The 21,302-nt window shown below is 49.1% G+C and carries 29 protein-coding genes and 2 pseudogenes; 13 read left to right on the top strand and 18 right to left on the bottom strand.

Annotation, left to right across the window (positions count from 1 at the left end):
- Nucleotides 1-103: 103 nt before the first annotated feature.
- From P5704_027720 to P5704_027710, 3 genes are all read left to right on the top strand, one after another.
- Nucleotides 104-724, top strand: coding sequence for a hypothetical protein (locus P5704_027720; protein WOF81668.1), 621 nt, complete (start codon nucleotides 104-106; stop codon nucleotides 722-724).
- Nucleotides 725-977: 253 nt separating this feature from the next.
- A complete protein-coding gene (locus P5704_027715; protein ID WOF81667.1) occupies nucleotides 978-2,324 on the top strand; it encodes a hypothetical protein in 1,347 nt (448 codons plus the stop codon).
- 131 nt (nucleotides 2,325-2,455) lie between these two features.
- Nucleotides 2,456-3,043: a hypothetical protein gene (locus P5704_027710; GenBank protein WOF81666.1), complete on the top strand. Its 588-nt coding sequence runs from the start codon at nucleotides 2,456-2,458 to the stop codon at nucleotides 3,041-3,043.
- A gap of 404 nt (nucleotides 3,044-3,447) precedes the next feature.
- Here P5704_027710 and P5704_027705 read toward each other — a convergent pair whose 3' ends face one another.
- From P5704_027705 to P5704_027695, 3 genes are all read right to left on the bottom strand, one after another.
- A complete protein-coding gene (locus tag P5704_027705) occupies nucleotides 3,448-3,759 on the bottom strand; it encodes a hypothetical protein (protein WOF81665.1) in 312 nt (103 codons plus the stop codon).
- Nucleotides 3,760-3,847: 88 nt separating this feature from the next.
- The gene (locus P5704_027700) at nucleotides 3,848-4,228 is read right to left on the bottom strand and encodes a hypothetical protein (protein WOF81664.1); all 381 of its coding nucleotides are present in this window, start codon (nucleotides 4,226-4,228) and stop codon (nucleotides 3,848-3,850) included.
- A gap of 37 nt (nucleotides 4,229-4,265) precedes the next feature.
- Nucleotides 4,266-4,802, bottom strand: a complete 537-nt coding sequence (locus tag P5704_027695) for a hypothetical protein (protein ID WOF81663.1) — start codon at nucleotides 4,800-4,802, stop codon at nucleotides 4,266-4,268.
- Between the two features lie 121 nt (nucleotides 4,803-4,923).
- On the opposite strand from P5704_027695, the gene P5704_027690 reads away from it, so the two are divergent.
- The 5 genes from P5704_027690 (at nucleotide 4,924) to P5704_027670 (ending at nucleotide 8,119) form a co-directional block, all read left to right on the top strand.
- Complete coding sequence (locus P5704_027690) at nucleotides 4,924-5,433, top strand: hypothetical protein (GenBank protein WOF81662.1); 510 nt, start codon at nucleotides 4,924-4,926, stop codon at nucleotides 5,431-5,433.
- A 146-nt stretch (nucleotides 5,434-5,579) separates the two neighbouring features.
- Nucleotides 5,580-5,765, top strand: coding sequence for a hypothetical protein (locus tag P5704_027685; protein ID WOF81661.1), 186 nt, complete (start codon nucleotides 5,580-5,582; stop codon nucleotides 5,763-5,765).
- Nucleotides 5,766-5,785: 20 nt separating this feature from the next.
- Entirely contained in the window at nucleotides 5,786-6,079 is a 294-nt protein-coding gene (locus P5704_027680) for a hypothetical protein (protein ID WOF81660.1), read from the top strand.
- Between the two features lie 23 nt (nucleotides 6,080-6,102).
- Nucleotides 6,103-6,567, top strand: coding sequence for a dihydrofolate reductase (locus P5704_027675; protein WOF82225.1), 465 nt, complete (start codon nucleotides 6,103-6,105; stop codon nucleotides 6,565-6,567).
- A gap of 73 nt (nucleotides 6,568-6,640) precedes the next feature.
- Nucleotides 6,641-8,119, top strand: coding sequence for a hypothetical protein (locus tag P5704_027670; GenBank protein ID WOF81659.1), 1,479 nt, complete (start codon nucleotides 6,641-6,643; stop codon nucleotides 8,117-8,119).
- Here the strand turns inward: P5704_027670 and rnhA are convergent, their stop codons facing one another.
- Both rnhA and P5704_027660 read right to left on the bottom strand, forming a co-directional pair.
- Nucleotides 8,120-8,575 (bottom strand): ribonuclease HI, encoded by a 456-nt coding sequence (gene rnhA, locus P5704_027665; GenBank protein ID WOF82224.1) that lies wholly within the window; start codon nucleotides 8,573-8,575, stop codon nucleotides 8,120-8,122.
- A gap of 153 nt (nucleotides 8,576-8,728) precedes the next feature.
- Nucleotides 8,729-9,070: pseudogene (locus P5704_027660) on the bottom strand (RNase H family protein).
- Nucleotides 9,071-9,159: 89 nt separating this feature from the next.
- Between P5704_027660 and P5704_027655 the strand changes: the two are divergent.
- Nucleotides 9,160-9,834: a Bax inhibitor-1/YccA family protein gene (locus P5704_027655; protein WOF81658.1), complete on the top strand. Its 675-nt coding sequence runs from the start codon at nucleotides 9,160-9,162 to the stop codon at nucleotides 9,832-9,834.
- 46 nt (nucleotides 9,835-9,880) lie between these two features.
- Here the strand turns inward: P5704_027655 and P5704_027650 are convergent, their stop codons facing one another.
- Nucleotides 9,881-10,330, bottom strand: coding sequence for a hypothetical protein (locus tag P5704_027650; protein WOF81657.1), 450 nt, complete (start codon nucleotides 10,328-10,330; stop codon nucleotides 9,881-9,883).
- A gap of 247 nt (nucleotides 10,331-10,577) precedes the next feature.
- Here P5704_027650 and P5704_027645 point away from each other — a divergent pair, with 247 nt between their 5' ends.
- Both P5704_027645 and P5704_027640 read left to right on the top strand, forming a co-directional pair.
- Nucleotides 10,578-10,733, top strand: coding sequence for a hypothetical protein (locus tag P5704_027645; protein WOF81656.1), 156 nt, complete (start codon nucleotides 10,578-10,580; stop codon nucleotides 10,731-10,733).
- Nucleotides 10,734-10,754: 21 nt separating this feature from the next.
- Nucleotides 10,755-11,816: an AI-2E family transporter gene (locus P5704_027640; protein ID WOF81655.1), complete on the top strand. Its 1,062-nt coding sequence runs from the start codon at nucleotides 10,755-10,757 to the stop codon at nucleotides 11,814-11,816.
- Nucleotides 11,817-11,897: 81 nt separating this feature from the next.
- Here P5704_027640 and tnpA read toward each other — a convergent pair.
- Nucleotides 11,898-12,233: pseudogene (gene tnpA / locus P5704_027635) on the bottom strand (IS200/IS605 family transposase).
- Nucleotides 12,234-12,330: 97 nt separating this feature from the next.
- On the opposite strand from tnpA, the gene P5704_027630 reads away from it, so the two are divergent.
- Both P5704_027630 and P5704_027625 read left to right on the top strand, forming a co-directional pair.
- The gene (locus P5704_027630) at nucleotides 12,331-13,683 is read left to right on the top strand and encodes a transposase (protein ID WOF81654.1); all 1,353 of its coding nucleotides are present in this window, start codon (nucleotides 12,331-12,333) and stop codon (nucleotides 13,681-13,683) included.
- A 63-nt stretch (nucleotides 13,684-13,746) separates the two neighbouring features.
- Nucleotides 13,747-13,989, top strand: a complete 243-nt coding sequence (locus tag P5704_027625; protein ID WOF81653.1) for a hypothetical protein — start codon at nucleotides 13,747-13,749, stop codon at nucleotides 13,987-13,989.
- Nucleotides 13,990-14,098: 109 nt separating this feature from the next.
- On the opposite strand, the gene P5704_027620 is transcribed toward P5704_027625, so the two are convergent.
- The 11 genes from P5704_027620 to P5704_027570 all read right to left on the bottom strand — a co-directional run bounded on the left by P5704_027620 (nucleotide 14,099) and on the right by P5704_027570 (nucleotide 21,247).
- Nucleotides 14,099-14,758, bottom strand: coding sequence for a hypothetical protein (locus P5704_027620; protein WOF81652.1), 660 nt, complete (start codon nucleotides 14,756-14,758; stop codon nucleotides 14,099-14,101).
- Nucleotides 14,759-14,809: 51 nt separating this feature from the next.
- Nucleotides 14,810-15,355 carry a DUF882 domain-containing protein gene (locus P5704_027615; GenBank protein ID WOF81651.1) on the bottom strand — a complete coding sequence of 182 codons (546 nt, stop codon included), beginning with the start codon at nucleotides 15,353-15,355 and terminating at the stop codon, nucleotides 14,810-14,812.
- A 45-nt stretch (nucleotides 15,356-15,400) separates the two neighbouring features.
- On the bottom strand, nucleotides 15,401-16,378 hold the full coding sequence (locus tag P5704_027610; GenBank protein WOF81650.1) for a glyoxalase superfamily protein: 978 nt from the start codon (nucleotides 16,376-16,378) through the stop codon (nucleotides 15,401-15,403).
- A 225-nt stretch (nucleotides 16,379-16,603) separates the two neighbouring features.
- Nucleotides 16,604-16,924 (bottom strand): DUF6694 family lipoprotein, encoded by a 321-nt coding sequence (locus P5704_027605; GenBank protein WOF81649.1) that lies wholly within the window; start codon nucleotides 16,922-16,924, stop codon nucleotides 16,604-16,606.
- 30 nt (nucleotides 16,925-16,954) lie between these two features.
- Entirely contained in the window at nucleotides 16,955-17,392 is a 438-nt protein-coding gene (locus tag P5704_027600) for a hypothetical protein (GenBank protein ID WOF81648.1), read from the bottom strand.
- A gap of 325 nt (nucleotides 17,393-17,717) precedes the next feature.
- Nucleotides 17,718-18,281: a hypothetical protein gene (locus P5704_027595; GenBank protein WOF81647.1), complete on the bottom strand. Its 564-nt coding sequence runs from the start codon at nucleotides 18,279-18,281 to the stop codon at nucleotides 17,718-17,720.
- Nucleotides 18,282-18,310: 29 nt separating this feature from the next.
- The gene (locus P5704_027590; GenBank protein ID WOF81646.1) at nucleotides 18,311-18,910 is read right to left on the bottom strand and encodes a PD-(D/E)XK nuclease family protein; all 600 of its coding nucleotides are present in this window, start codon (nucleotides 18,908-18,910) and stop codon (nucleotides 18,311-18,313) included.
- A 414-nt stretch (nucleotides 18,911-19,324) separates the two neighbouring features.
- Complete coding sequence (locus P5704_027585) at nucleotides 19,325-19,576, bottom strand: hypothetical protein (GenBank protein WOF81645.1); 252 nt, start codon at nucleotides 19,574-19,576, stop codon at nucleotides 19,325-19,327.
- A gap of 76 nt (nucleotides 19,577-19,652) precedes the next feature.
- Nucleotides 19,653-20,219 carry an alpha-ketoglutarate-dependent dioxygenase AlkB gene (locus P5704_027580; GenBank protein ID WOF81644.1) on the bottom strand — a complete coding sequence of 189 codons (567 nt, stop codon included), beginning with the start codon at nucleotides 20,217-20,219 and terminating at the stop codon, nucleotides 19,653-19,655.
- Nucleotides 20,220-20,288: 69 nt separating this feature from the next.
- Nucleotides 20,289-20,891 (bottom strand): hypothetical protein, encoded by a 603-nt coding sequence (locus P5704_027575; GenBank protein WOF81643.1) that lies wholly within the window; start codon nucleotides 20,889-20,891, stop codon nucleotides 20,289-20,291.
- The gene (locus P5704_027570; protein ID WOF81642.1) at nucleotides 20,888-21,247 is read right to left on the bottom strand and encodes a hypothetical protein; all 360 of its coding nucleotides are present in this window, start codon (nucleotides 21,245-21,247) and stop codon (nucleotides 20,888-20,890) included. The genes P5704_027575 and P5704_027570 overlap by 4 nt, the downstream gene beginning before the upstream one ends.
- Nucleotides 21,248-21,302 lie beyond the last annotated feature (55 nt).

Genomic DNA, 21,302 nt, shown 5'->3' with positions numbered 1-21,302 from the left:
AATTATATATAGATCATGTCGTGCGTGTATAACTAAATAGTAGAAACTGTATACTTGTTTCTACTAAAAACGACTGAAACCATAGGGTCATAGGAGAGATATCATGACCCCAACAGATCAAAAAAAGATAAAAGAACTAGCAATCGCTTATTCAAATCCGTTTTATCAAACTTATGCCAAGAAAAGTCCTGTTGACATAATTGGTGAAGTAAAGCCATTCCTTGCAAATCCGGGCGCTATCATTTGCTTTTACGATCAGCTTCAGAAAAGCACCAAGCTTAACTTCGACAGTACTCGTGATGAGTTTCGTAAGCAGTTCTTTGAACTGTATGAAGTTGAGCCAGAAAACATGGAGATGTCCTCTGCGCTATATGCCGAGCAAAAGAAGGAGCTTGCCCTCGCAGCCGCCAGGCAGTTTTTGGAGAGTAAGGGATCGCCAGATCCTGAACACCTGGAAAACTGGAGAACTATTCAGAAAAACCTTAAGGATCCTGAATTTGAAAAGCCTTTTATGCAGCATCTTCGAGACAGCAGAAGCTCTGAAATCCTGTTCAGGAAAAAACTGGAAACGGCTGAGAAGCATCTGAATAATCAGGATTACTTCAGAAAGGCGCGCGATGAGTTCAGTGTTGCGGCCAAAGATAGGCCTGTTCAATCCGCACCAAAGGAGCAAGGGTTACTCCAGCGCATTGGAAGGCGCCTTGGTCTGTCGGATGGGCCATGAATACTCCCACTCATCATGCTGCGCATGATAAGGGGTATCTGCTCTTCGTTCCCCAGAGGGTCGAGAGCGTCACCGGTATTCTCGGTGCTGCACAGGAACTTTGGCCTTTCGCAGCCTGCTCATCCTTTCGGTGAGTCAGTTTTAATACCATGGCCCAGTATCGGGCCGCAATGTTAAGCGGAGACATCGTCAGATTTCTATTGACATGTCGTCAATAAACACTATTCTGCTTCGCTAGTTACAGGAGCGAGCAATGGCCGAGCACTACCTAACAGTTTGTCAGTTCAAAAAGCTGTATCTGAAAGCCTCAGATAGCACCTTTTGCATCATTTCAGATCCGCTGCACCCTGATGATGCCATTGAGTTTGGTTTTGTTCCGCTTATCTCGGTGATGCTGACCGTAGCGCATCACAAAATCTACTATCAGGAAATTTTCCTGAAAAACGAACCTATCTGCCTGATCAATTTTCTGGCAAGGGCTTGGAGCAAGAACAAGGTCGGCGGCCTTCCTGACGTCTTGACAGTATCTCCGGCCCTGGAGTCCGTCTATGGGATGGAGTCTGCGCTTCGTAGCATAGATCCAGAAAACACCATCAGCTTTAACGTATCAACCAACAAGTCTATCTCTGCCAGTTTGAGAACAGCTCAAGAGATTCACATTCACTGGCTTGACATTGATGACAGAAAGTTGCCTCCAGGCCAGCCCGTAAACGAGCTACTAAAGTGGGCCAACCAACAAATTTTCCACGATGGTTTATTTTTTGAGGGTCAGATTCCTGTTACAGATGGAAGGCTTGATCCTGATCTTATTGAGCGAGCGCGCTCGATCACTCGTCCGCAATATTTTGACGGTTTTGCGGCAAGCAGCTGGATTGACGCCAGTGCCCGCAAAGCAGAGAGATTAACCCCAGAGCATGAGCTCAGGTACAGTGATGCTGACTATCATTGCGCTAACTACTACAAGCTTGTTCGGGTAAAAGGAGCGCCCCTCCTTCAAGGTCAAACACCCTCTGAGCAACCCTTTCAGGAACACGGCTATGGGTGGTATGACGCCCATGATCTTGGCGACATCCTCAATACACTTGATTGCATGAGCGTCGATTATCAGCGTGAGATCGAGCCTGCTTTCCCCAAGGAAAAACTCGATGGGATTCGCAAGTATGGTGAGACGATCCCGGAAGATCAGATGGTTGTGCTCTACGACAGAATTCTGCGGTCTGCTGGAATCTTCTTTCCTAAATCAGCATACCAGTACAACTGCGTTATATCTGTGCTGGATGGACTTGAGCCCGTGATGATTGCTGAACTCACTGCTAAAGGCAGTGAAAGCTGGCCCTATCGAGTTGTGGGGGTACTTGATCGTGATCTTGATACTCATCTGATCGCTATCGATACCAAATACCGCTTCAAAGTTGAAATAAATTCAGACTTTTACGGAAAGATTGATGTAAGTGCCCCATGTATGGCGGGAATCATGCATTCTCTCAAAGACGTAAAGTCCCGTCCAAGCCAAGCGATGGCGCGCTTCTACTCCGATATCATCGGGTCAATGCTAAAAGAGGTTGATGAATGGCCAAAAACCTACCCGGATGTATGGTGAAGTTTCGTCATATACCTTCTGATGGATAAGTATTACATGCGCCTCAAGACGAAATCAGATAGTCGTTGAAAAGCCAACTAGCGATCTATAGGATCCACCAGCACTGGCACAATGACATTATGAGTCATGGATTGAAGGTCGTACATGTTGCAGTATTGTTTTGCTCCGCAATGGCTATTCAGGGGTGTGATAGCATCACCGCCCACTACCTGGAAAATGATCTCCGAAAACACCTTGTAACATGCTCAGGTAAAAACACCGTCGACTGCACAAACGAGGCTATCGACCTCACTATCACGACTCTTGAGCTAACCAGCAACAGCCTCGATGCCATTGCAGACATGTTCGACAGACAGGGGCTTCCTGAAGAGTTCAGCGAGGCCTTTGTCGAGCGCTACAACGAGGTTATTGAGGAAAAGAGCGACGAGCTTGAAGGTAATCGCCCCTGGCTCTTCAACCGCTGGTTCCGTGGTGATTCCAAGCCCAGCGAGAAGGTGGTTTTCGACATGGTAGCCATCCAGAACGATTTCACCAGAGTCACGCCAGCGATCCTTCAGGACTTGGTCGATGAAAGGGTCATTCCTGATGAATACCGGATCATGATCCTCAAGATGTACATTTCCAGTATGAACCTGCCTAAGGAAATCCGAGATGAATTCGAGCGGGCCATCAATCCCGCAGCCCATACGGCGAAGTCATTCTTTCAAGGGCTGGAATAAGCCGCCAGGCTCATCAAATCATACTGGCGTGTCTGTCCAACCAGCGTGGGTGGACAGGTGCGCTCAATCTCCTTCTGCTGATATAGCGAGCTAACAGGACACCCATCGATGATCGAAATCTTTGCTGATATGCGAGAAAGCCGTTCCGGTGTGATCAAGGCTCTTTCCGAGATGGAAAATCTGTCGGTGAGAATTGGATCCTTGCCCTGTGGAGACTACGCTCTTGGCCCCAGATAGCGGTAGAGCGCAAATCCGTCAATGACTTTGTCATATCAAAGAAACAAGTAAGGCTCATATGGCAACGACCCATCCTTTTCTGCGGGAAGCTTTCAACTTTCAATTCCCTGTTTTGTAGCTGGCGCTTAGATCAAAATCCTTGCAATTACTGAACGCCAGTCATCCCCTCAGGTTCGTTCCATGCTTTTCTTCATCACCTGTCCGATTTCTTCCTTGAAGGCATCCTGATCAGCCTCAGGTAACTTGTTGATGTACTTCATAACCACTTCCCGCTTTTCTTTTTCAAGTGCGTGAAACTTCTTGAACCCGGCGCGCTTTTTCTTCTTGTGATCCTTCATGTCGTGATGACAATCATGACGTTCATGTTTTTGAGAAGTTGAATGTTCATGATGATCACCTGGCTTTAGATCAGCACCAGCGAAAGCTGGGATACTGAAAAGCATGGCGGCGCAGAATGGAATAATTAGCAGTTTGTTCACGGTTAATGCCTCATATTGTTGTACACAAAGAGATATTAACAGCATGCAATTAAATTAATACGTGTTTATTGTAAATCATCGGTAAATACTATCCCAATAATTTTACGAAATTCTGTATCTCTTCATCCACCTTGTTGATTGCAGCTCGGTTCTCAGCAGCCTTTGGGATGAGACTAAGTGCTTGATGAAAGTGTGCGTGTAGCTTATCGAACTGCACGCGCATGGCTGCGAGATTGTCGCTATGAACATCCAGCTGAAGACTGTCCAGCGAGAGCAGGTTGATCAGGCGAGAAGCATCGTTTATTGCACCAGCAAGCGCCTTACCATCCTCAACCGTAAGGGTGATAAAACCTTTGTTGTCCATAAGCATGGACAGGTCTTCGTTTTCATTCAAAGAGACCTGGTCTTTGATTTCATTCGCCCAGGTTTCGAGAGTATTTGCAATGGCGGTGTGCTTGTTGGTTGACATGACCTGATCCTTGGGCTGTCTAGATGCGCATGGAATTTCAGTGGGCGGTTTTGCTTGAGTTTGACAGGTCTGCAACGACGCGAACAGCTTTCGGCCATACCAACTTCCATGTCAAAAGCTCCTTGCCATCTTGCGCCATGACGATGCAATCCTGAGCTACGGAGGCTAAATCAGAAAAATGCATGTAAGTCACTAAGGCATCAATATCTTGGCTTGGCTGGTGAAGCGAGATCATCTCCATGTGTTCGACGTACTGATCGTGCTGGATCTCGCCGTTTTTAAACATCTCGTGAATGAGCCTCGCCATTTCAATGACAGACGCCTCTGGGTCAACCTCTTTGGTGCCAGCTGAGTAGAAATTGAGAGACCCCAAGTCTTCTGGCTTCAGCCTAAGAGCTTTCTCGGCAGGAAGCGTTACTCTTGAAAAAACCCCATCACCAGAGATGATGACAGTTGCGTTGGCGTGGCTTACAACAACGGCGAGCGTGATCTCTAGCGACGTGCCTTCGCTTGTCCGTATTGCCAAATGCTGAAGCGATGAAGGATGCCTGAGATTCTTGTGTGTCAAAATCATTGATATTACCCCTTTGTGTGAAATATACCACAAATCACTAATTATGGCAATATCTTCCTTAAGAAATCTACGGGCATGGTTTGCGTTATACTGTGAGAATACGTGAATTTTTGGAGTCGATATGAATTGGATCAACCTGCCACGAGCCCAGCGCATAAGTGATGTGTCTGCCATTGATGACCGCATTGAGTCACAGTGCCCAGACCGGTTTTGGCTTTCTGATGATCAGGACGGGGATGATACGCAGGAGATGCACATACTCCTGCCCTATGGCACCGATCAGTACTTTAGCGTACACATCGTCACCGCTCAGCTCAAAGCACTAAGAATGCTGGCATCGACGTACGGATACGACCCTGTGAAACCTGTTCTCAGCCAAGATCTATTGGATCGAATGGGTATCATCGGTGAGGAGCAGTTCGAGGTATCCAGTGAGCATGACGCAGGGATCCGTTACGACGTGGTGCTGGATGTTCCGGGTCTTAATCATGTCATCCTGGACAGTCTCTTGGACGATTTCCTTCGTCGTGATGGCGTGCCTCCCCAGCCAAAGAAAATCAATCCGGTTAACTTGGTCAAGCGTCTACTTAAAGCAGAGGCCGAGGGAAAACTTGGAAACTATCGGGTTTAGATTTTTTATCAGAAAAATCGCAAGCTGGGGCTGAAAGTATTTTAATGTCCCATCATTGTGATATGATACATATAAATTGACAGGAGAGATTTATGTCAACCTCCTTGAGTACTATTGCAAGGCGACAGGCCGAGCGGTACGAAACCATGAAAGACAAGCTGCAAACGTCCGGTTACAGCTACCGGGAATACGCTCAAACAGTGAATGTGGATAATCTTGAGCTTCGCTCGCAAGTGATTTTTGCGAAGCTACAGGCAGGTATTCAGTCACTGGCAGAGCCAATTCGTCGAAAGCCGTCCCCTTACCAGGAAATGTCTCCAGGAATGGGCTGAATATGAATCAGGAGTATTCAATGACGAACGAAACAACGTTGTTGCTGGATGCTCTTAACGATGCATCTGAGAAGCTGGTTCTCATCCAAGGCAGTGTTAAGACAGAACAGGATGCCAAGGCATTACAGCAGCTGATGGGTTTTGCTGTTGAGTACATTACCCAGCTAAACCTCATCTTGCTCAAAACGCCAGAAGAAATCATGCACGATTGCTTCCGGGTTCAGCTTACTTTTGATGCCGTTGGAAATTTCATAGAGGATATCCATGAGCTTCGTCACCTTCATTTTCAAAAACTTCGTGGAGTCGGGCAGTGAATAGTGGTCTTGTGTCTCTGGTTATGGCTTGCGGGCTCGATGGCCAGATTGGATTGAAAAACGATTTGCCATGGCATTTGCCCGAAGACCTTAAGCATTTCAAGGATCTCACGTTCGGGCAATCGATCATCATGGGTCGAAGAACCTTCGAGTCAATCGGCAGGCCTCTGCCGGGTCGACAAAACATTGTGGTGAGCTCTAAATTGGGTTATCTGCCAGGGGTGACACTGGCATCAAGCCTGGATGAAGCGTTGTTGAAGGTGTCTTCTGGCAACATCGCTTACGTGATTGGTGGCGTATCACTATGGGTTGAAGCTGTAGCAAGAGCTGATAGTGCTATAATTTCTCTGGTGGAGTATGATGGCGAAGCAGACGTGTCAATGCCTCCTGCTTTCTTCGAGCATCTTCGTGAGCACTTTAGGCTCAATAATTTGAAGCCAAAAGAAGGCTTCACTTTGACAGAGTGGCTTAAAGCTATCCCCAGCTGAAAGGTTAGATCTTTTGAGAGATTTCCAGCATTTCTTGCAGATTCTGCCCTCACTTCTAGAGCCGAACACTACCTTGACCAGCTTTCTTAAGGCGGTCAGCAGTGCAAAGCCTTCTGACGGTCAATTCATGCTCATCGATGAGCAGGAGATGATCCAGATCGTAATGCATCCTGAAATCGACTGGGAAAGGCTTCAGGTCTTCTCTGTCGATCATTACACAGAGCACCCCTTGACCTATTTGCTTGGCAAGATGGTTATGGATAGTCCATTGCCACTTGAACAGGATTTGGCCAACGCTTTGAGCCAGCGCTTTGGCGCTGAAGGGTCGATAAGGCTGCTACAGCACGCACGCTGCATCGCCGGCAATAGCTCCACGAGTTACGACTGCCATAGCGTTACTGCTGCACGCGTAGCCATGATTTCGCTCCTTCAAGAAGGCGGAATTGATGCGATGGTAGATCTGTTTATGAGGCAATCGAAATCTGGAAGTTACTGGATCCCGTGTGGCCTAATAAGCGATCCACGAAGAACACCGCTCTATGACAGCTTGACAGTTCCAACAAGCGGTATGAAATTTGCAGTTTCAACTGCACTGGCAATGGCCAGTGCGCTGGCCCCTGATGTCGTTAAAAAGTCACTCAGCCGTTATCACGAAGGGATTACTCCGTGGGAAGCTATTGATGCTGTCAGCGTACTGTGGGGGAGCCAGGCCAATATAGACAATATCCGAAATGGAATGCTCTATGTTCTGAAGCGAATTCCTAGCGAAACGCATCTGCGGGAATTCATCGATCAGGCGCTCCCTATGGCTGCTGGTCAAACAGCTTTTGAAAAGCTTGATGTTCAGCTAAATGCAACCTTAATCGTCAATGCGCTTCAATGTGATCAGGCAAGTGTCATAATCAATGCGGTTCGAGATCGCGTGACGGATGAGCAATGGAAAGAGATTGCTTACCACATCTATGTTGAAGATGCAGTGGATCGCACCTTCGACGTCGTTCACCGTGTTCATAAATTGGGGCATCAATCTCCCCTCTATCAGGAAATCGCTCGCCAGCCAGCGTTTGAGAATCTGCTCCATGCTTACCGGGACGACTCCTACGTGCCACGCCAGTTGGCAACAGTTGTGCACCAGCTTTCGCGCCTCGTCGAGAACGAAAATGAGCCACAGGATCTTTTCGCGCAACAACTGAAACGCTTTTCGAAGAACAACAGGCATGATCTGAAAGGTGTTGGTTTAGCCTTCGAATTGTTCCGCGAATTCGATTTCTTCGGGGCCGTTGTAAGCCAACATATCGATAAGGAGGCGCTAATTCAATCAGCCTTCAAGGGGATTGGGAAAGATTGGGAGCGCCGAACTTGTGGTCTTAGGGTATTGGAAATCCTTGTATCGCATGAGATTGTTGAACCAAAATCTGTTTATTCAAGAATCAAAAACTTGAAGGAACTTGAATTGTTTGCCAGGCACGAGGGTCATGATGAGACAATAATCAGGCAGCATCTTCACGCTAAAGTGAAGAAATCTATGGTTAGCAGTGATTTTTCACTCTAACTACCCAACAAGCACAGGCTTTCTGATGTTTGCCTGAATCATTCGCGCTTCTAAGTTGGCGAGCTTGTCAGCTTGCTCATTGAACTCATGACCCGAGTGACCCTTTACCCATTCAAGCGACACATTTTTGCCACGTAGCGCCATGTCTATTCTGCGCCAGAGGTCGCCATTCTTGATAGCCTTGTTGTGCTGGTTGCGCCAGCCATTGGCTTTCCATTGCGCCATCCATGTGCCGACCCCATCAACAACATAGCGTGAATCGGTGACCAGACGTACGTTATTAGCGCCAGTGTTCTCCAGCGCCTGTATCGCGGCCATCAGCTCCATTCGGTTGTTGGTGGTGCTCTGTTCTCCTCCCGATAAATGGGTGGTTACGCCAGATCCCTGGATAATGGCCGCCCATCCTCCAGGCCCAGGTGTGCCCAGGCAGGAGCCGTCCGTATAGGCCACCACCATGCGTCCCGCCTGTTCGGGGTTATGATCTGGTTGGGCAGGGCATGGTTCGTCCGCTGTCTCCTCAGCGGTCTTGGAAATAGCCTTGGAGGCGCTGTTATGAGCCAGCGAAAACACTCGGTCATGGATCGGATCTGAGGGATCAATGGCTTGCCAAATCGTATCGTGCTGGGCGCACACCTCGTCCATCTGCCGCCAGAGATCAGCGTGCTCGATCTGTCTATTTTCGATATCGCGCCATCGATTTTGTTTCCAAACATCGATCTGGCTCATGCCCTCAATCACAAATAACGAGCTGGTCGCCAGTCTGACTGTACATGGTTTTTTAAGCAGACCAAGTGCCTCAATGCAAGCGATCAAGGCTATTCGATGTGTGGACTCTTCTGCTGCCCCCGTCGTTTCCTTGATATGTTCACCCGAAACGAGCACTGCGCCCCACCCAGCTACGGTAGATGCGTCTAAAGAAACGCTGGCCGTGTAGATCAAAACGTCAGTCATAAACCTCTCCGTGATATGATTAGTTTCTTTGATATTGACAAGCAAGTCAATTATGATGAATGTAAGTCATCAAACTGCGAGGTATCAAAATGACCGTTGACGTAACCAAGCCTGAGATTGCTGGCGCTCAAACTGCACAGTCAATCCAATCGGCTAATATTCTGAAAAATACCTACATGCTTCTGGGCGCGACATTGGCTACGACGTCTGTAGTCGCTTTCATCGCGCAAGCCTTGAGGCTTCCCGGCATGCCGCTGATCGTTCTGCTGATAGGTTTCTATGGATTGCTCTACATGATCCATAAGACCAAGAACAGCGGGGCCGGGTTGGCTTGGACATTTGCATTCACCGGCTTTATGGGATTGAGCTTGGGCCCCATTCTGAACGCTTTTTTATCGCTGGAGAATGGGGCGTCAGTCATTGGTAATGCTTTCATGATGACGGCGCTAGCCTTCTTTTCATTGTCGGCCTACGCGCTGAAGACAAAGCGTGATTTGAGCTTTCTTGAGGGATTCATTTTTGCCGGGTTCATTGTGCTTTTCAGCGCAATGGTTCTGTCCTGGTTCGTCGATATCTCTGGAATGCAGATGGCCATTTCGGTTGGATTCGTGCTGTTCTCATCAGCAGTGATTCTGTATCAAACGCAGTCCATTGTGCGGGGAGGTGAAGACAACTACATTCTTGCAGCCATTACCCTGTACGTGTCCATCTACAACATGTTCCTGAGCCTAATGTCACTGCTCGGCATGGGGTCGAGCGACTGACTCTGAAAAACAAAACGGCTGCCTAGGCAGCCGTTTTTTCATGGCATCATGCGACAACCTTTTGCTGAAGTCTCAGGTCACTGGCGCCTGGGAGCTTGACCAGCAAAGAGAGCAAGGCACGACCATCGTCTGTAATGAAGTAGCGACCCGAGTCTTCCTGAATCAGTGCGTTTGCAATCAAACGATCATGTTCTGCACGGATCATCTGTGCTGGCATGCCATCCTCTCGATCTCCAAGGCTTCTCAAAACCCATTTTTCAATGTTCGTGAGCCTGATGGATCGTAGAAAGCTTGTCCGATCTTCTTTCACGACTGGCTCGGCGGCACGCTCAAGGAGCTGCACAAGCTTCAAGCGGGTATTGAAAATCTGCTTGTAGGCCATCTGAATCCCGGTGGCTACTTCAGGGGTTTCGATCAGTGATTCAGCGTGCTCATTCTGAATATCCTGGAGCATGAGCTCGATGACAGCAATCGATTCCATCAGCGCGTTGGACATGGGATTTGGCTCCTCTTAAGGTATAAGCATTATAGCGAAACCTGCGCCCAGCGTCAATAAATGCGGTACAAAAGAACCCATGCACCATGAGTTATTGACAAGATGTCAATACACCATTATGCTAGGAAAAATATGGGGCTTGCACTACCTTCTGCCCTCAATTCTCCGTTTACTTTTGATGTTGGGTTTGTTCAAATATAGCCGATTGTCAATTTGGCTAAATCACAACCATCAGGAGGTCAATGCCATGCGTCGCCCATACCGCAATGAAGATTACGAGCCAGGTCAGAAGCCTGCACAGCCCGCACAAAAGCAGCAGGATTACACGCCGCGCTCCCGCTTTCGGAATACCGAATATGCCGAGCAGCGAGAAGACTATCAAGACGACCCCAATCATCGTTAATTGCCTCACAGGAACTGCTCAATGAACCTCAAGGATTTGGAAAAGCCATTCAGCATCGCATTGGTTGTCGCGGTCTTGGGGCTGTCTTTCATGATCGTAAAGCCCTTCGTGATTGCAATCCTATGGGGTGGCCTTATTGCGTTCGCCACGTGGCCAGTGCACACATGGATCAGCGCCAAAATTAAAAGCACGATTGGATCGGCGACACTGCTGGCGCTTATCATGATTGCGTTAATCATTGTGCCGCTGGTCGTGGTCGGTATTGGCATTGCTGGGGATGGAAAAGATGTCATTCAGCCTCTGATTCAAATGACCAAAACCGCACTTCCAGATCTGCCTTCCTGGGTGGGGTCGATTCCAGTCGTTGGACAAAGCGTCCTTTCCTACTGGATGACATGGCAGTCAAAAGGTGTTGACTGGTTCGCTGATGCAGTTCCTTACCTTCAGGCAAGCGCACGATACCTCTTTGCCCACTCTGGTGCTCTGGGGTCAGTCCTTGGCCAACTCGGCTTGGCAATCTTGTTCGCATTTTGGTTTTACGTTCAAGGGCAGCAAATTGCTGGTGCTCTTCAGAGCATTCTGGGTCGAATCATTGGAGCCTCTCACAGTCATTACTGGAAGGTGGCCGCAGATACTGTGCAAAACGTGATCAATGGCATTATCGGGACGGCGTTGGCTCAGGGTGTTGTGGCGGCTATCGGCTTCTGGATTGCAGGGGTTCCGGCGCCTTTGTTGCTGGGTGCTTTAACGTTTATCGCAGGCGTGATTCCATTCGCACCTCCGCTAATCTGGATTCCTGCCACTGTCTGGCTATTTCTTAATGGTGAAAATGGTTATGCCATCTTCATGGGGCTATGGGGATTCATTGTCATCAGTGGTGTCGACAATGTGCTCAAGCCACTGCTGATCAGCAGAGGGAGTGTTATGCCGATTGCCATCGTGCTCTTGGGCGTGCTGGGTGGGATGGTTGCCTTTGGCTTCCTGGGGTTGTTTGTGGGCCCTGTGATGCTGGCTCTGACATACACCCTTATCCGTGAGTGGCTCAATACTCAAGCCCCGCCCTCGCCCTCTGCTGCACCATGACCATGGCTTCATCACCCACTCGTTGAGCAACTAAGCGGCGCATCCTACGTTTCATGCGAAGCATGATGCGCTAGTCAGCCGCTATCCGAGCTTGCGAGGATCATCCTGGTTTTCGATGTACTTCAGCAGTGTTTCGATATTGGCTCTACCGCCAACACTGATGAGTGCATACGCATGGTTCCAGAAGTATGGCTTCCAGTAAAAATGCGCCAGTTCAGCCGCAAACTCTTTGCGCATATGCCGAGCAGAGACTGATTTAAGGTTCTTAACCAGATCTGAGAGCTTTGATGTAGGTGTGGTTTCGAATAGCAGGTGCACGTGATCAGCTTCACCACCAAATTCAACCAGCTCGGCATCCCATTTGCGCAGAACGGATACGAAGATTTCCCTCATTCGCTCAAGCATTTCAGTGGATAGGCATTTGTGTCGTTACTTCATCGACAGCACGAGATGGTAATGCAGCCTGAAAGCGGCATGGTTGCTCGTTTTTAGCCTTGAATAGTCCATGATATTCATGTACTATTCGACTATGACGAAAGCCATTATACGCACTGACAAATGGCCGCTTCAAGCCACCCCTCATCATCACGAGCTTTGCCAGCTCACGGTGAATGAGTATCGTCGTTATTGTCGTGCGTTAAGCATCGTGATCATGGCGAATTGGGCGTCTTTGCAGAAGGCCCCAAGTTTTACCGCTGCGGTCGAGCGCTTGATGCACCCGACTAACAAAAACCCGCAACCCAAACACCGCTACTTTGATCGTCAGTTTTACAAGTTTCCCTCGTACCTGCGCCGGGCAGCGATTGAATTCGTCAAAGGGCAGATTTCGTCGTATATCAGTCGTTACGACGATTGGCTCGACGGCAAGCGAAAACATTCGCATGCCAAGCCTCCAGTATTTAACCCCGTTTCTGGCTGTTATCCGGCGTTGTATCGGGGCCAACTGTACAAACTCGATGCCCAGTTCAAAACCGCCTCGATCAAGCTCTGGGATGGTAAAGAGTGGTTGTGGCACCAGATCCCGATCAAGGCCACACGCCAGCGACATACCTTGGGTGATTTGAAGTCGCCTTCGCTGATCGTGGGTAAATCAATCCACCTCTCTGTGCCGGTGTCGTTGACACCGGCACGTCTGACCAACCGTCAACGGGTATTGGCGGTGGATATCGGCATCAACACCCTGGCAACGGCCAGCGTGGTGACTTCATCCGGCACTGTGACTGCGCGTGGATTTTTCCATCCCGCAGCCGACATAGACCGGCGTAACCAACGGGCGAATACCATTCGCCAAAAAGCGCGTAAAACCGCTGTACTGAGTAAAGGGTTCTGCAAAGGCGATTACCGCAAGGCCCGGCATATTAACGAGCAGATCGCGCAGCTGACTTCCCGTCAGCTGGTCGAATTTGCCCGTGAACACCAGGCTGACACGATAGTGCTGGAGCATCTGAAAGGCTGGCGCCCGCAAGGCGGGCGCAAGCGTTCAGCGCTGAAGCAAAAGTTCCATCAATGGCTGCACCGCAGGCTTGCTAACCTGATCGAGATGAAGTTTGTCGAGATGGGTGGGAAGGTGGTGTATGTGTATGCCCGAGGCACCTCGTCATGGGCGTATGATGGTTCTGGCAAACTCAAGCGCGACCCTAAACAGTATGAGCTGGCGACTTTCAGCACAGGCAAAACATACAACTGTGACTTGAATGCCAGCTACAATATTGCGGCCCGTTATTGGGCCATGGTGTTAAAACTGACTCACCGAAAGGATGAGCAGGCTGCGAAAGGCCAAAGTTCCTGCGCAGCACCGAGAATACCGGTGACGCTCTCGACCCTTTGGGGAACGCAGAGCCGATGCCCCGTATCATGCGCAGCATGATGCGTGGGAGTATTCACTGGGTGATTTCTTTGTGTAACCATAACCTCAAATGAGGAGCTTAATATGTCGAATGTCGGCGTTCATGTGGCCCATTGCTGCTCTCGGCATGGTTGCCAATATGGCGATGATGATTGCCCTGTCGTGAATGGAGAATCGGTGCAGGCGTACCCCTGTGAAGACTGCTCGCATGAAGACAAGCGACTGGATGCGGCGATGCGAAAGGCTGTGGCGCTTGGTGTGATGCAAGACAGTCCTCAGACCAGGAAGGCGCTGATGGCAATTTTGATTGCCTCGGACGACGCTTAGGCGGGAGCGGGATCGTAAGCAGAAAAAAGGGGCCTTGATCAATCAGGCCCCTTTTCTTTTCCCGCATCACGCGCGGCGGCAGGCGCTTAACTGCGCTCAGTTGCTGCAATCATTCCGTCGCGTTGGTGCTGATCATTGAGCTGAAGTGATGGATCTCATCGATCATGGGCGTCATCTCTTGTGGCTGGCGACCATGCTGAACCTGAATACGCATTCCAGTACTCTTAACAAGCCCTGTGTCCTCATAGCGCTTGCGTAGCGTCATGCGGTTCACGTAGCCATTTAGCACTTTGTTGTGAATGAGCTTGATTTCAACGTTGCTGAAAAAAGCGGGGAGCATGTTCAGGCAGGCTGAAGTTGAGCCAATGAGTCTGACCAACGTTTGCTTTGCTGTCTCAAGAATCTTCTTGTCTACCTCTGACTTGGTTTGCTCAACCAGGTCGAGAGGGAGAAGCTTGATGTCCTCATTTTGTTTGATGACATCTGGTGGCGTTAGCACGAGGAAGGGAATGTGAGCGTTGAGCTCAGAAGCATCCTGTCCATCCCACTGGGTCACGATGGGCTGGTGTTCGAAGTGAATTCGCGATTGATCGACGGTCAATACCTTCATGGCATCTTGAACGCACTCAAGCGGGCTAGCATGCTCTACAGTCAGCGTTCGGTGCGGGAGTCTATACAGATCGGAGCCATCTTTGCGCTCCAGCAGGATGTGAACGTCGCCATCCTTCCAGGTCAGGCAAATGGGATTTATGTGGAGTATGCAATTCATGATTTATCTGTTCCTGTGAAGCGCAATGATACATAGTATACCAATCTTTTACTAGCCGCGCCATTGCCTAATGCTGCCGGTGTCGATATGGATGAAATTCTTGTCCAGGTATATGCCCACCCCGCCCGCTCCGACATAACGACTCATGAGGGCGAGGATCTTGGTAGAAAGACCTGGAATGTAGATATCGGCTGCCATGCCCTTCATATGAAGGGACTGTTTTGCCGCACCCTCAAGCCTGAAGTTGTGGGTTGGTGTGCGATAACCGGAGAGAATATGAATTTGACTATAGCGCCCTTCCTGCTTGAGCCAGGTCTGGATGAGGAAAAGCACGTCAAGAAGATTGGGGTCTATGTAGTGCTGAGTTTTGTACTCAACATCGCGCAGAATGTGCACGGCCTGAAGGTAGCCTTGCTTTTGAAATCCGGTTCCCTTCTTCCAATAGCAAAAAGAAGCCGATTCTTTTGACTGTGGTCTGTGGAGCTCAAGGCACCTGTCCTGATCAAGAATCTTGCTTTTTATTGATGGCGACGCCCAGGCTGGCATTAAAGCCAGGCCGAGCGCCAATGCGATTAGCAAATTATGGAATTTGAGCATGATATGAACCTCTTGCGTGAATCATATCACTTTATTGACAATGTTCTAGTATTGGGTATTGATATCAACCCTACCGCTCATCCCCCATCGGGTTAGTCCAAGCTTCTCAGCAATAGGTGTTTCAGGAATGGGGCATTGCAATGTCTTTTGAACCTTGAGGAATACCCATTGGAAGACATCTTCGATCATTCGATCATGATCTTGGAACAGGTATTTTACGTCAGCAACATTCTCCGACAAAATCTCCTTTCGTTTTATTCTATCGTACTGGCCATGATCCATATGCATAGGTTCCTTGTAAATCACCTTGAATGGTGCATTTATCGCCCGCCCAACCCATTGGTCATACACCTGATTCGCTATAACATATCGCTCCGGGGTGTTACAGCCGTCGAAGGCGCAATCAAAGGCATCTGCCAGGTCTTTAGATAGGCCATAGACCTTGTGCATCTCGTCAATGAAAATGATACCAGGCTTCTTTTCCGGGCATCGTTTAAACGCCGCAGCAACTTTTCGTATGGCAGATGCCAGCGCGTCAGCGCCTTCGTGAGATAATATTTGAACAGGAACCTGAACGTACAAGGCCTTGGCGCTATGTTCAATCTCAATTGGTAGAGGGCTTGTGCTCGCAAGCCGCTGAATACGCGGATCTGCATCAGTCCCGCCCAAGTATCGATTGACGGCCTCGTAAAACGGCGACCGGTATGGCTCACTCACCATTTCGATGTAGACAGGGATGCCTTCACCTTCAAGCGCATGAAATGTTAACAGCGTTTCCAACGTGGCTGACTTTCCGTAGCCTGGAGGTGCGCAGATGATCTTAGTCTCTTTGAGACTAGTGCGCGTCTTTTGCGTAGGAGCGCTATCAAGATTGGCCTTGAACCGATTCCAGTCGGGGAAATTGTGTATTGCAGCGATAGCTTCATTGGCTTGGGTTTTTTTGATCGAAACACCGAGCTCACTGAGTCTTTTTTGAAGAAGGCTGGCCTGGGCTTTAGCGCCAGGAAGTGTAACAAATGCCATCGGATATCTCCGCGTTGTTGGCATATTCGATAGGTGCTTGCATTGCCGATTCGCCAACAACAAGGTTGTCCGATTCGTTATAGGAAAGTTCGCTTTTGCCATCCCTTTCGGGGCAAGCTGCGGGCAGCGATTAGCCTTTGTGAATGTTACCACATCATTTGGCGCTGGCAATAACTCCCAAAAAAAATCCCGGCAATAGGCCGGGATTTTTCCTTGCAGATCACATCAGCTTTTGTTGCGGATGCGCTCGGCTTCTTCATGGACGTCGCTGGCAGTCATGCCGTCCAGGCGATTCATGATCTCGTTCTCAGCCTGTTGGATCTTGGCAGTGTCCATCGTCATGATGGCAGAGCCAAGGATTTCCTTGGAGATGGTCTGGATGTCCATGCCAAACTGCGTGGCTTCCTGGCGCTCCAGGCCCCGAGAGATGTTTTCAACCGACTCCTGGAAGGTGGTGGCGTTTTTAGCGTCGATCTTAGGGCCGCCACAGGCGGCAAGCAATGCGAATGCAGAAATGGCGATACAGGTGCGGATAGTGGTGCGCATGGTGAAGCTCCTTGGTTAGATTCAGTTGTGTTACTGCTTGCGACTCATCAGTCCCTTGGAAATCAACTTGCCTTCCAGCGTATAGCGGGAGTACAAGATAGTTCCGTCAGGATTCGGCAGGAATTTCACGTAGCTGTTCTTGTCGCAAGATGACACCTTGTCGATGTCAATCTGCTCAAGGAACAGGAACTCACCGCTTGGTTCTGTGCGCTGATACTTGAGTCGACCCGCACACTTATGCGAGAGGTAATAGACGTTCGTAATCACGCCACGCTGCAAGCGTAGCATGAATGTCATTTCATCCTGGCTCACCTGGTTCCTGGAGAAACCAACCCAGTCGCCTTGCAGCGCAGGGTCAATGTCGTCATAGCGATATGCAGCCTGATCAACGGGTGCGTTGAGTGTTGGGGCAGTTGCAAAGCAACCGCTGAGGGCAATCATGATCAATCCAAGTACTGCGATACGCATGGGGTTCACTCCTTTGCTATTGATTCCAGTATACTCAGCATACTGATGATGTCAACCTTTATCCGGCTGATGACTTCAAATCACTGTATACGATGATCATTCTCTATTTTCACTCGATGATTTACTCCTATTGCCTAAACCTAAACCTGAATCACAAAGCGGCAGATTTTCATGCAAAGTCATTGACCTTCCTTGCGCACGCCTATGGCTGAAAAAGTCCAGTTGCGCCAGAGCTGATCGCGGTTTCACGTCACAGCAACATTTGGAACAGCTTTACAGACGGCACAAAGAACGTATCTGGCATGCGACACTAGGTTAAAGAGAATTAATTTTTGCATATCTCATAAAAGTAATAGTTTGGGTAATTCAACGTACCGCCGCTCCCGCTGGTTTTCTCAGCGCCAGTGTAATACCCATCATTTATAGGCCCGCCAGCCCATATCAGATTATCATTTAACCTTCCTTCGGTATACGTTGAGTCTTTAGCGATGGCGATGAAGCTATAGGGGGATACAGGGCTAAAACTACAGGTGGCTCCCATTGCCTCTTGGCTTTGTGCAATCGAAAAGGTGCGTGATTCCGAAGATACTGTTTCATTGCGAATCTTTTTGGTTATGTTATTTTGCTCATATTTACGAATTTCTCTAGTTTCATCTTGCTGACAAGTTCGGGTCTGGGTAAATTTTACACCAGTCTCTTGTGAGCTAGCTTTAGGTAACCAGGCTGTACAGGAGTAAAGCTGACCTGCAATCCATTCACCTTCGACATATTGTGCAACCCATTTAGATTGAAGTACGGGCGCGCTGGCGCGTATGACGTTTTCTGCGCTCGCTGAAGCTGAAAGAATAGACAATATACTTGCTAGAAACACATGCCTGACGCTGGACATTTGATAACCCACTTTTTATTGTTATGAGTTTATTGTAGCAGCCTCGCCTGATTAATACTACCCCTCCTCTTTCTTAAGCAGATCGATCTGACCGAGCAGCTTTTACAAAAGTAAACTTGTTCGGTATAGATTTTGATAAGTTCACCCGACTTGGCGCGTTTTGCATATTCGACAAGCCCCTCGATCTCCCTGAAAAGCTGGTCGTTATCTTTTGGTATCAAAATCGGGTAAAGCTTTTTCCCAGCCAGCACATAGGCTTTGTCTACGCGCATCTTGCTTCGGACGGCTAACGTAGTTGCCTTGACCTGTGCTTTGTCCGACTCATAAAGTCGATTGTTTTTCCGATTCTTGTATTCAACGATAGCGATCTCGCCGGTCTTAAGCTTTACGATGAAATCGGGCTTGGCGATGATCCCGTATTCTTTGGTGATAAAGTAACGCCCTCTCCTTCCCTGATCAGCAAAGATAATGGTGCCTTCAAGCCCAATCATCTGCATGAGTCGGCTTCTCTGAGATGACCGCTTCGCCAGTAGAAAGAGCGTGAATAAAACCAGCCCTAAGCCAGCTACAATGGCCATAAGCTCATTACCAAAGAGCAAGAGGTTGTCCAGGGTCATGAGCTCACGCACGCGTCACCACGCGCCTTGCAAAGCCCTGTACCAGCTTTGCGGCCACTCGCTTGCACCACGGTCTTGATCCGGCCAGGCTGATCAATAGGGGGGACACCCAGTAATACGTCGCAACCAGGAGCCTACCGCACACATATGGCTTGAGGGCGCGATCTCTCCATACTCTAAGTGCATGCGTCGTGGGATGTTGCTCACCCAGCGCATAGGTTGCGACAAAACACCGTTTGTCACCGCCGTTTAACAGATAATGATTCAGATCATCATGTGCCTGGGTGCCGCGTATAGCAGCTTCACCTGGCTTGGCGTTAGACCGAGACTGGAGGCTCAAGGCATGAGGGCAGTAAGCAGCCTTGCCGACATCAGAAGCGTTTACCATCACTTTGGGTTTTGACACGGCGGATCCTTGATGCCTAATCAGCCGTAGACATGTTCGACGTGATGGCGATAGAGGTCAACGAATTCAGCGTAGCTCGTCCCCTTGTTGTCCCATGACTCCAGGGTCTTTTTGGGGATTTTTACCAAGTCTTCGCGGCGCAGGCCGAAGTAGGAAAGCACCTCTGTCAGTGAACGCGTTTTGCGATACCTGTAAGTGCGCACAGCCATGAGCACAATGGCGACAATGGCAATAATTTCAACCACGAAGTAAAAGGGCACCTGTTCGTTCACTTTCGCAAAATCCGTGTCAATTTGGGCTGTTCAAAATACAAGAAAGGCGATCCAGCGTCAATCTGGATCGCCCACGTTAAGCTAGACCGCGAAGTGTGATGCTTATCCGGGGCCCACACGCTGCATGATGCTTCGGGATCCGGTGCAAATGCGTCTGCTGCATGCCTGCTGGCATTACAAGCAAGCTACCTGACTCAAGCAGGTACTTCTCCACAACGGGCATTGCGTCTCCCGCAACTGCGACGTCAGGTCGTGGCTTGACCCATAACTCACGAGCCGCACCAAAACTATAAACCAGGATTGGCCGATGTGAATCAATGCTTGGACTGTCGTCGGCGTGCCATCCAAGATGCTGGTGCTGATCAGCGTAGCCGTTGATGAAGCAACCTTCGAATTTGCAGCCAAAAAGAGCTTCTGCATTCCTCTGGATTTCACGTACAGCGTGGTTCCATTCGGGGTGTGGCGCATAGGTGCGCTCACCTCGACCAGAACCATAGGTGTAGGGCTGACCATTGTCATTGAAGAAGACCTCGCGTCGAGGCGCGCCACGGTCTTCCCAGGGAAGATCATTCCACAAGTGAGTAAAAAGGGCTTCAGCCTCGCTGGGAGACCCAGCGGAATTAGCGATGTATTCAGGTCTCACTGCACCCTCCTGCTGCTCTACAGCTCGCTGAATTTTTGTCCTGTTTCCAAGTGATACAAGGACGCGGGATTAACGAAAGGTGTCTTCGCCACCATATTTCGCGGCTTTATAATTAAAGCGCATGATGAGGCGTTGAATAATCCCGATGCGGCTGTCTCGATTGAGATGTGCGAAGATAGGAACTCCAGATGGTGCCGTCGTAAAGACTTCGAACTTGTCGAAATTCGTTGCCCCCATCTTCATAGACTTACACGGACTGTCGCTTGTAAAGACTAGCTCGAAATACCTGGCGTAACTTGCCCAATATCCCTTTGTTATTGAGTTTCGGACGGTGCAGGACAGCTGAACGTAGGATTCACCTTTGCTTTGCTCGACGCTATAGCCAAGCTTTTTCATTGCATCAACGCCATTTCCGGTGAAAGTGATGTTGATGTCGCCGCGCTCAGCCCAGATAGGTGCCCGTAGAATAGAGCGATTGCTGGGGATATCGACACTCATCTCGACATCATTGATGAGCATGTTTTTCCCGTACTCTTCTCCGATGCTGACAGTGCCGCGATACACGTCCTGAACCGGATTACCGATAACGCCAAGAATAACTTCACCAATAAACAATGCGACAGCAAGGCCAACGGCGGTATGAAAAAAACGTTTTTGTGAAAACGGATTCATGCCTGCTCCCCTTCTTGATTTTCATTAGTAAATGAAATGGGTCTAGACACCCCTGCGAAGAAGGCATAAGCCAAAATTGGGCCAGATCCCTGAAGAAACAATTCAAAAGGCAGCATGATAAGTGATGCAGAAGTGGGTAGCATCATCCCAAAAAGCGCAACTGGATATTTGAAAATATCCGCCACAAAGTCAGGGAAATAGAGCTCCTTATAAAGAAGCCAATATGTCCAATTAACGGCTTGGCTGAATGATTTTGCTTCCTCTAGGGAGCTGGCAACCATGAATGAAGGTGCAACAATAATCACCATAAACAGCAGCCAGAGGAAGCTTGGGATCCTGATCTTGATGCTTGGCATGGTCAATTCCTTATCGTTTGAGCGTTCACGTCCGTGCGAAGGATTGCTGTCGCAG

Origin of the sequence: Pseudomonas sp. FeN3W, assembly GCA_030263805.2 — a bacterium.
Classification (GTDB): domain Bacteria; phylum Pseudomonadota; class Gammaproteobacteria; order Pseudomonadales; family Pseudomonadaceae; genus Stutzerimonas; species Stutzerimonas stutzeri_G.
Note: the sequence above shows the minus strand (reverse complement) of the source record. Positions and strands in the feature narration are given on the sequence as shown.

Bases quoted from the DNA above. Each gene is read 5' to 3' on its own strand.
- P5704_027600 (WOF81648.1), bottom strand. From the start codon at position 17,392: ATGCGTATCGCAGTACTTGGATTGATCATGATTGCCCTCAGCGGTTGC.
- P5704_027685 (WOF81661.1), top strand. From the start codon at position 5,580: ATGAAAGACAAGCTGCAAACGTCCGGTTACAGCTACCGGGAATACGCT.
- P5704_027620 (WOF81652.1), bottom strand. From the start codon at position 14,758: ATGAATTGCATACTCCACATAAATCCCATTTGCCTGACCTGGAAGGAT.
- P5704_027690 (WOF81662.1), top strand. From the start codon at position 4,924: ATGAATTGGATCAACCTGCCACGAGCCCAGCGCATAAGTGATGTGTCT.
- P5704_027715 (WOF81667.1), top strand. From the start codon at position 978: ATGGCCGAGCACTACCTAACAGTTTGTCAGTTCAAAAAGCTGTATCTG.
- P5704_027680 (WOF81660.1), top strand. From the start codon at position 5,786: ATGACGAACGAAACAACGTTGTTGCTGGATGCTCTTAACGATGCATCT.
- P5704_027570 (WOF81642.1), bottom strand. From the start codon at position 21,247: ATGCCAAGCATCAAGATCAGGATCCCAAGCTTCCTCTGGCTGCTGTTT.
- P5704_027595 (WOF81647.1), bottom strand. From the start codon at position 18,281: ATGTCCAGCGTCAGGCATGTGTTTCTAGCAAGTATATTGTCTATTCTT.
- P5704_027605 (WOF81649.1), bottom strand. From the start codon at position 16,924: ATGCGCACCACTATCCGCACCTGTATCGCCATTTCTGCATTCGCATTG.
- P5704_027610 (WOF81650.1), bottom strand. From the start codon at position 16,378: ATGGCATTTGTTACACTTCCTGGCGCTAAAGCCCAGGCCAGCCTTCTT.
- P5704_027615 (WOF81651.1), bottom strand. From the start codon at position 15,355: ATGCTCAAATTCCATAATTTGCTAATCGCATTGGCGCTCGGCCTGGCT.
- P5704_027625 (WOF81653.1), top strand. From the start codon at position 13,747: ATGTCGAATGTCGGCGTTCATGTGGCCCATTGCTGCTCTCGGCATGGT.
- rnhA (WOF82224.1), bottom strand. From the start codon at position 8,575: ATGGTGGTGGCCTATACGGACGGCTCCTGCCTGGGCACACCTGGGCCT.
- P5704_027645 (WOF81656.1), top strand. From the start codon at position 10,578: ATGCGTCGCCCATACCGCAATGAAGATTACGAGCCAGGTCAGAAGCCT.
- P5704_027700 (WOF81664.1), bottom strand. From the start codon at position 4,228: ATGTCAACCAACAAGCACACCGCCATTGCAAATACTCTCGAAACCTGG.
- P5704_027650 (WOF81657.1), bottom strand. From the start codon at position 10,330: ATGTCCAACGCGCTGATGGAATCGATTGCTGTCATCGAGCTCATGCTC.
- P5704_027640 (WOF81655.1), top strand. From the start codon at position 10,755: ATGAACCTCAAGGATTTGGAAAAGCCATTCAGCATCGCATTGGTTGTC.
- P5704_027655 (WOF81658.1), top strand. From the start codon at position 9,160: ATGACCGTTGACGTAACCAAGCCTGAGATTGCTGGCGCTCAAACTGCA.
- P5704_027720 (WOF81668.1), top strand. From the start codon at position 104: ATGACCCCAACAGATCAAAAAAAGATAAAAGAACTAGCAATCGCTTAT.
- P5704_027630 (WOF81654.1), top strand. From the start codon at position 12,331: ATGTACTATTCGACTATGACGAAAGCCATTATACGCACTGACAAATGG.
- P5704_027695 (WOF81663.1), bottom strand. From the start codon at position 4,802: ATGATTTTGACACACAAGAATCTCAGGCATCCTTCATCGCTTCAGCAT.
- P5704_027675 (WOF82225.1), top strand. From the start codon at position 6,103: ATGGCTTGCGGGCTCGATGGCCAGATTGGATTGAAAAACGATTTGCCA.
- P5704_027575 (WOF81643.1), bottom strand. From the start codon at position 20,891: ATGAATCCGTTTTCACAAAAACGTTTTTTTCATACCGCCGTTGGCCTT.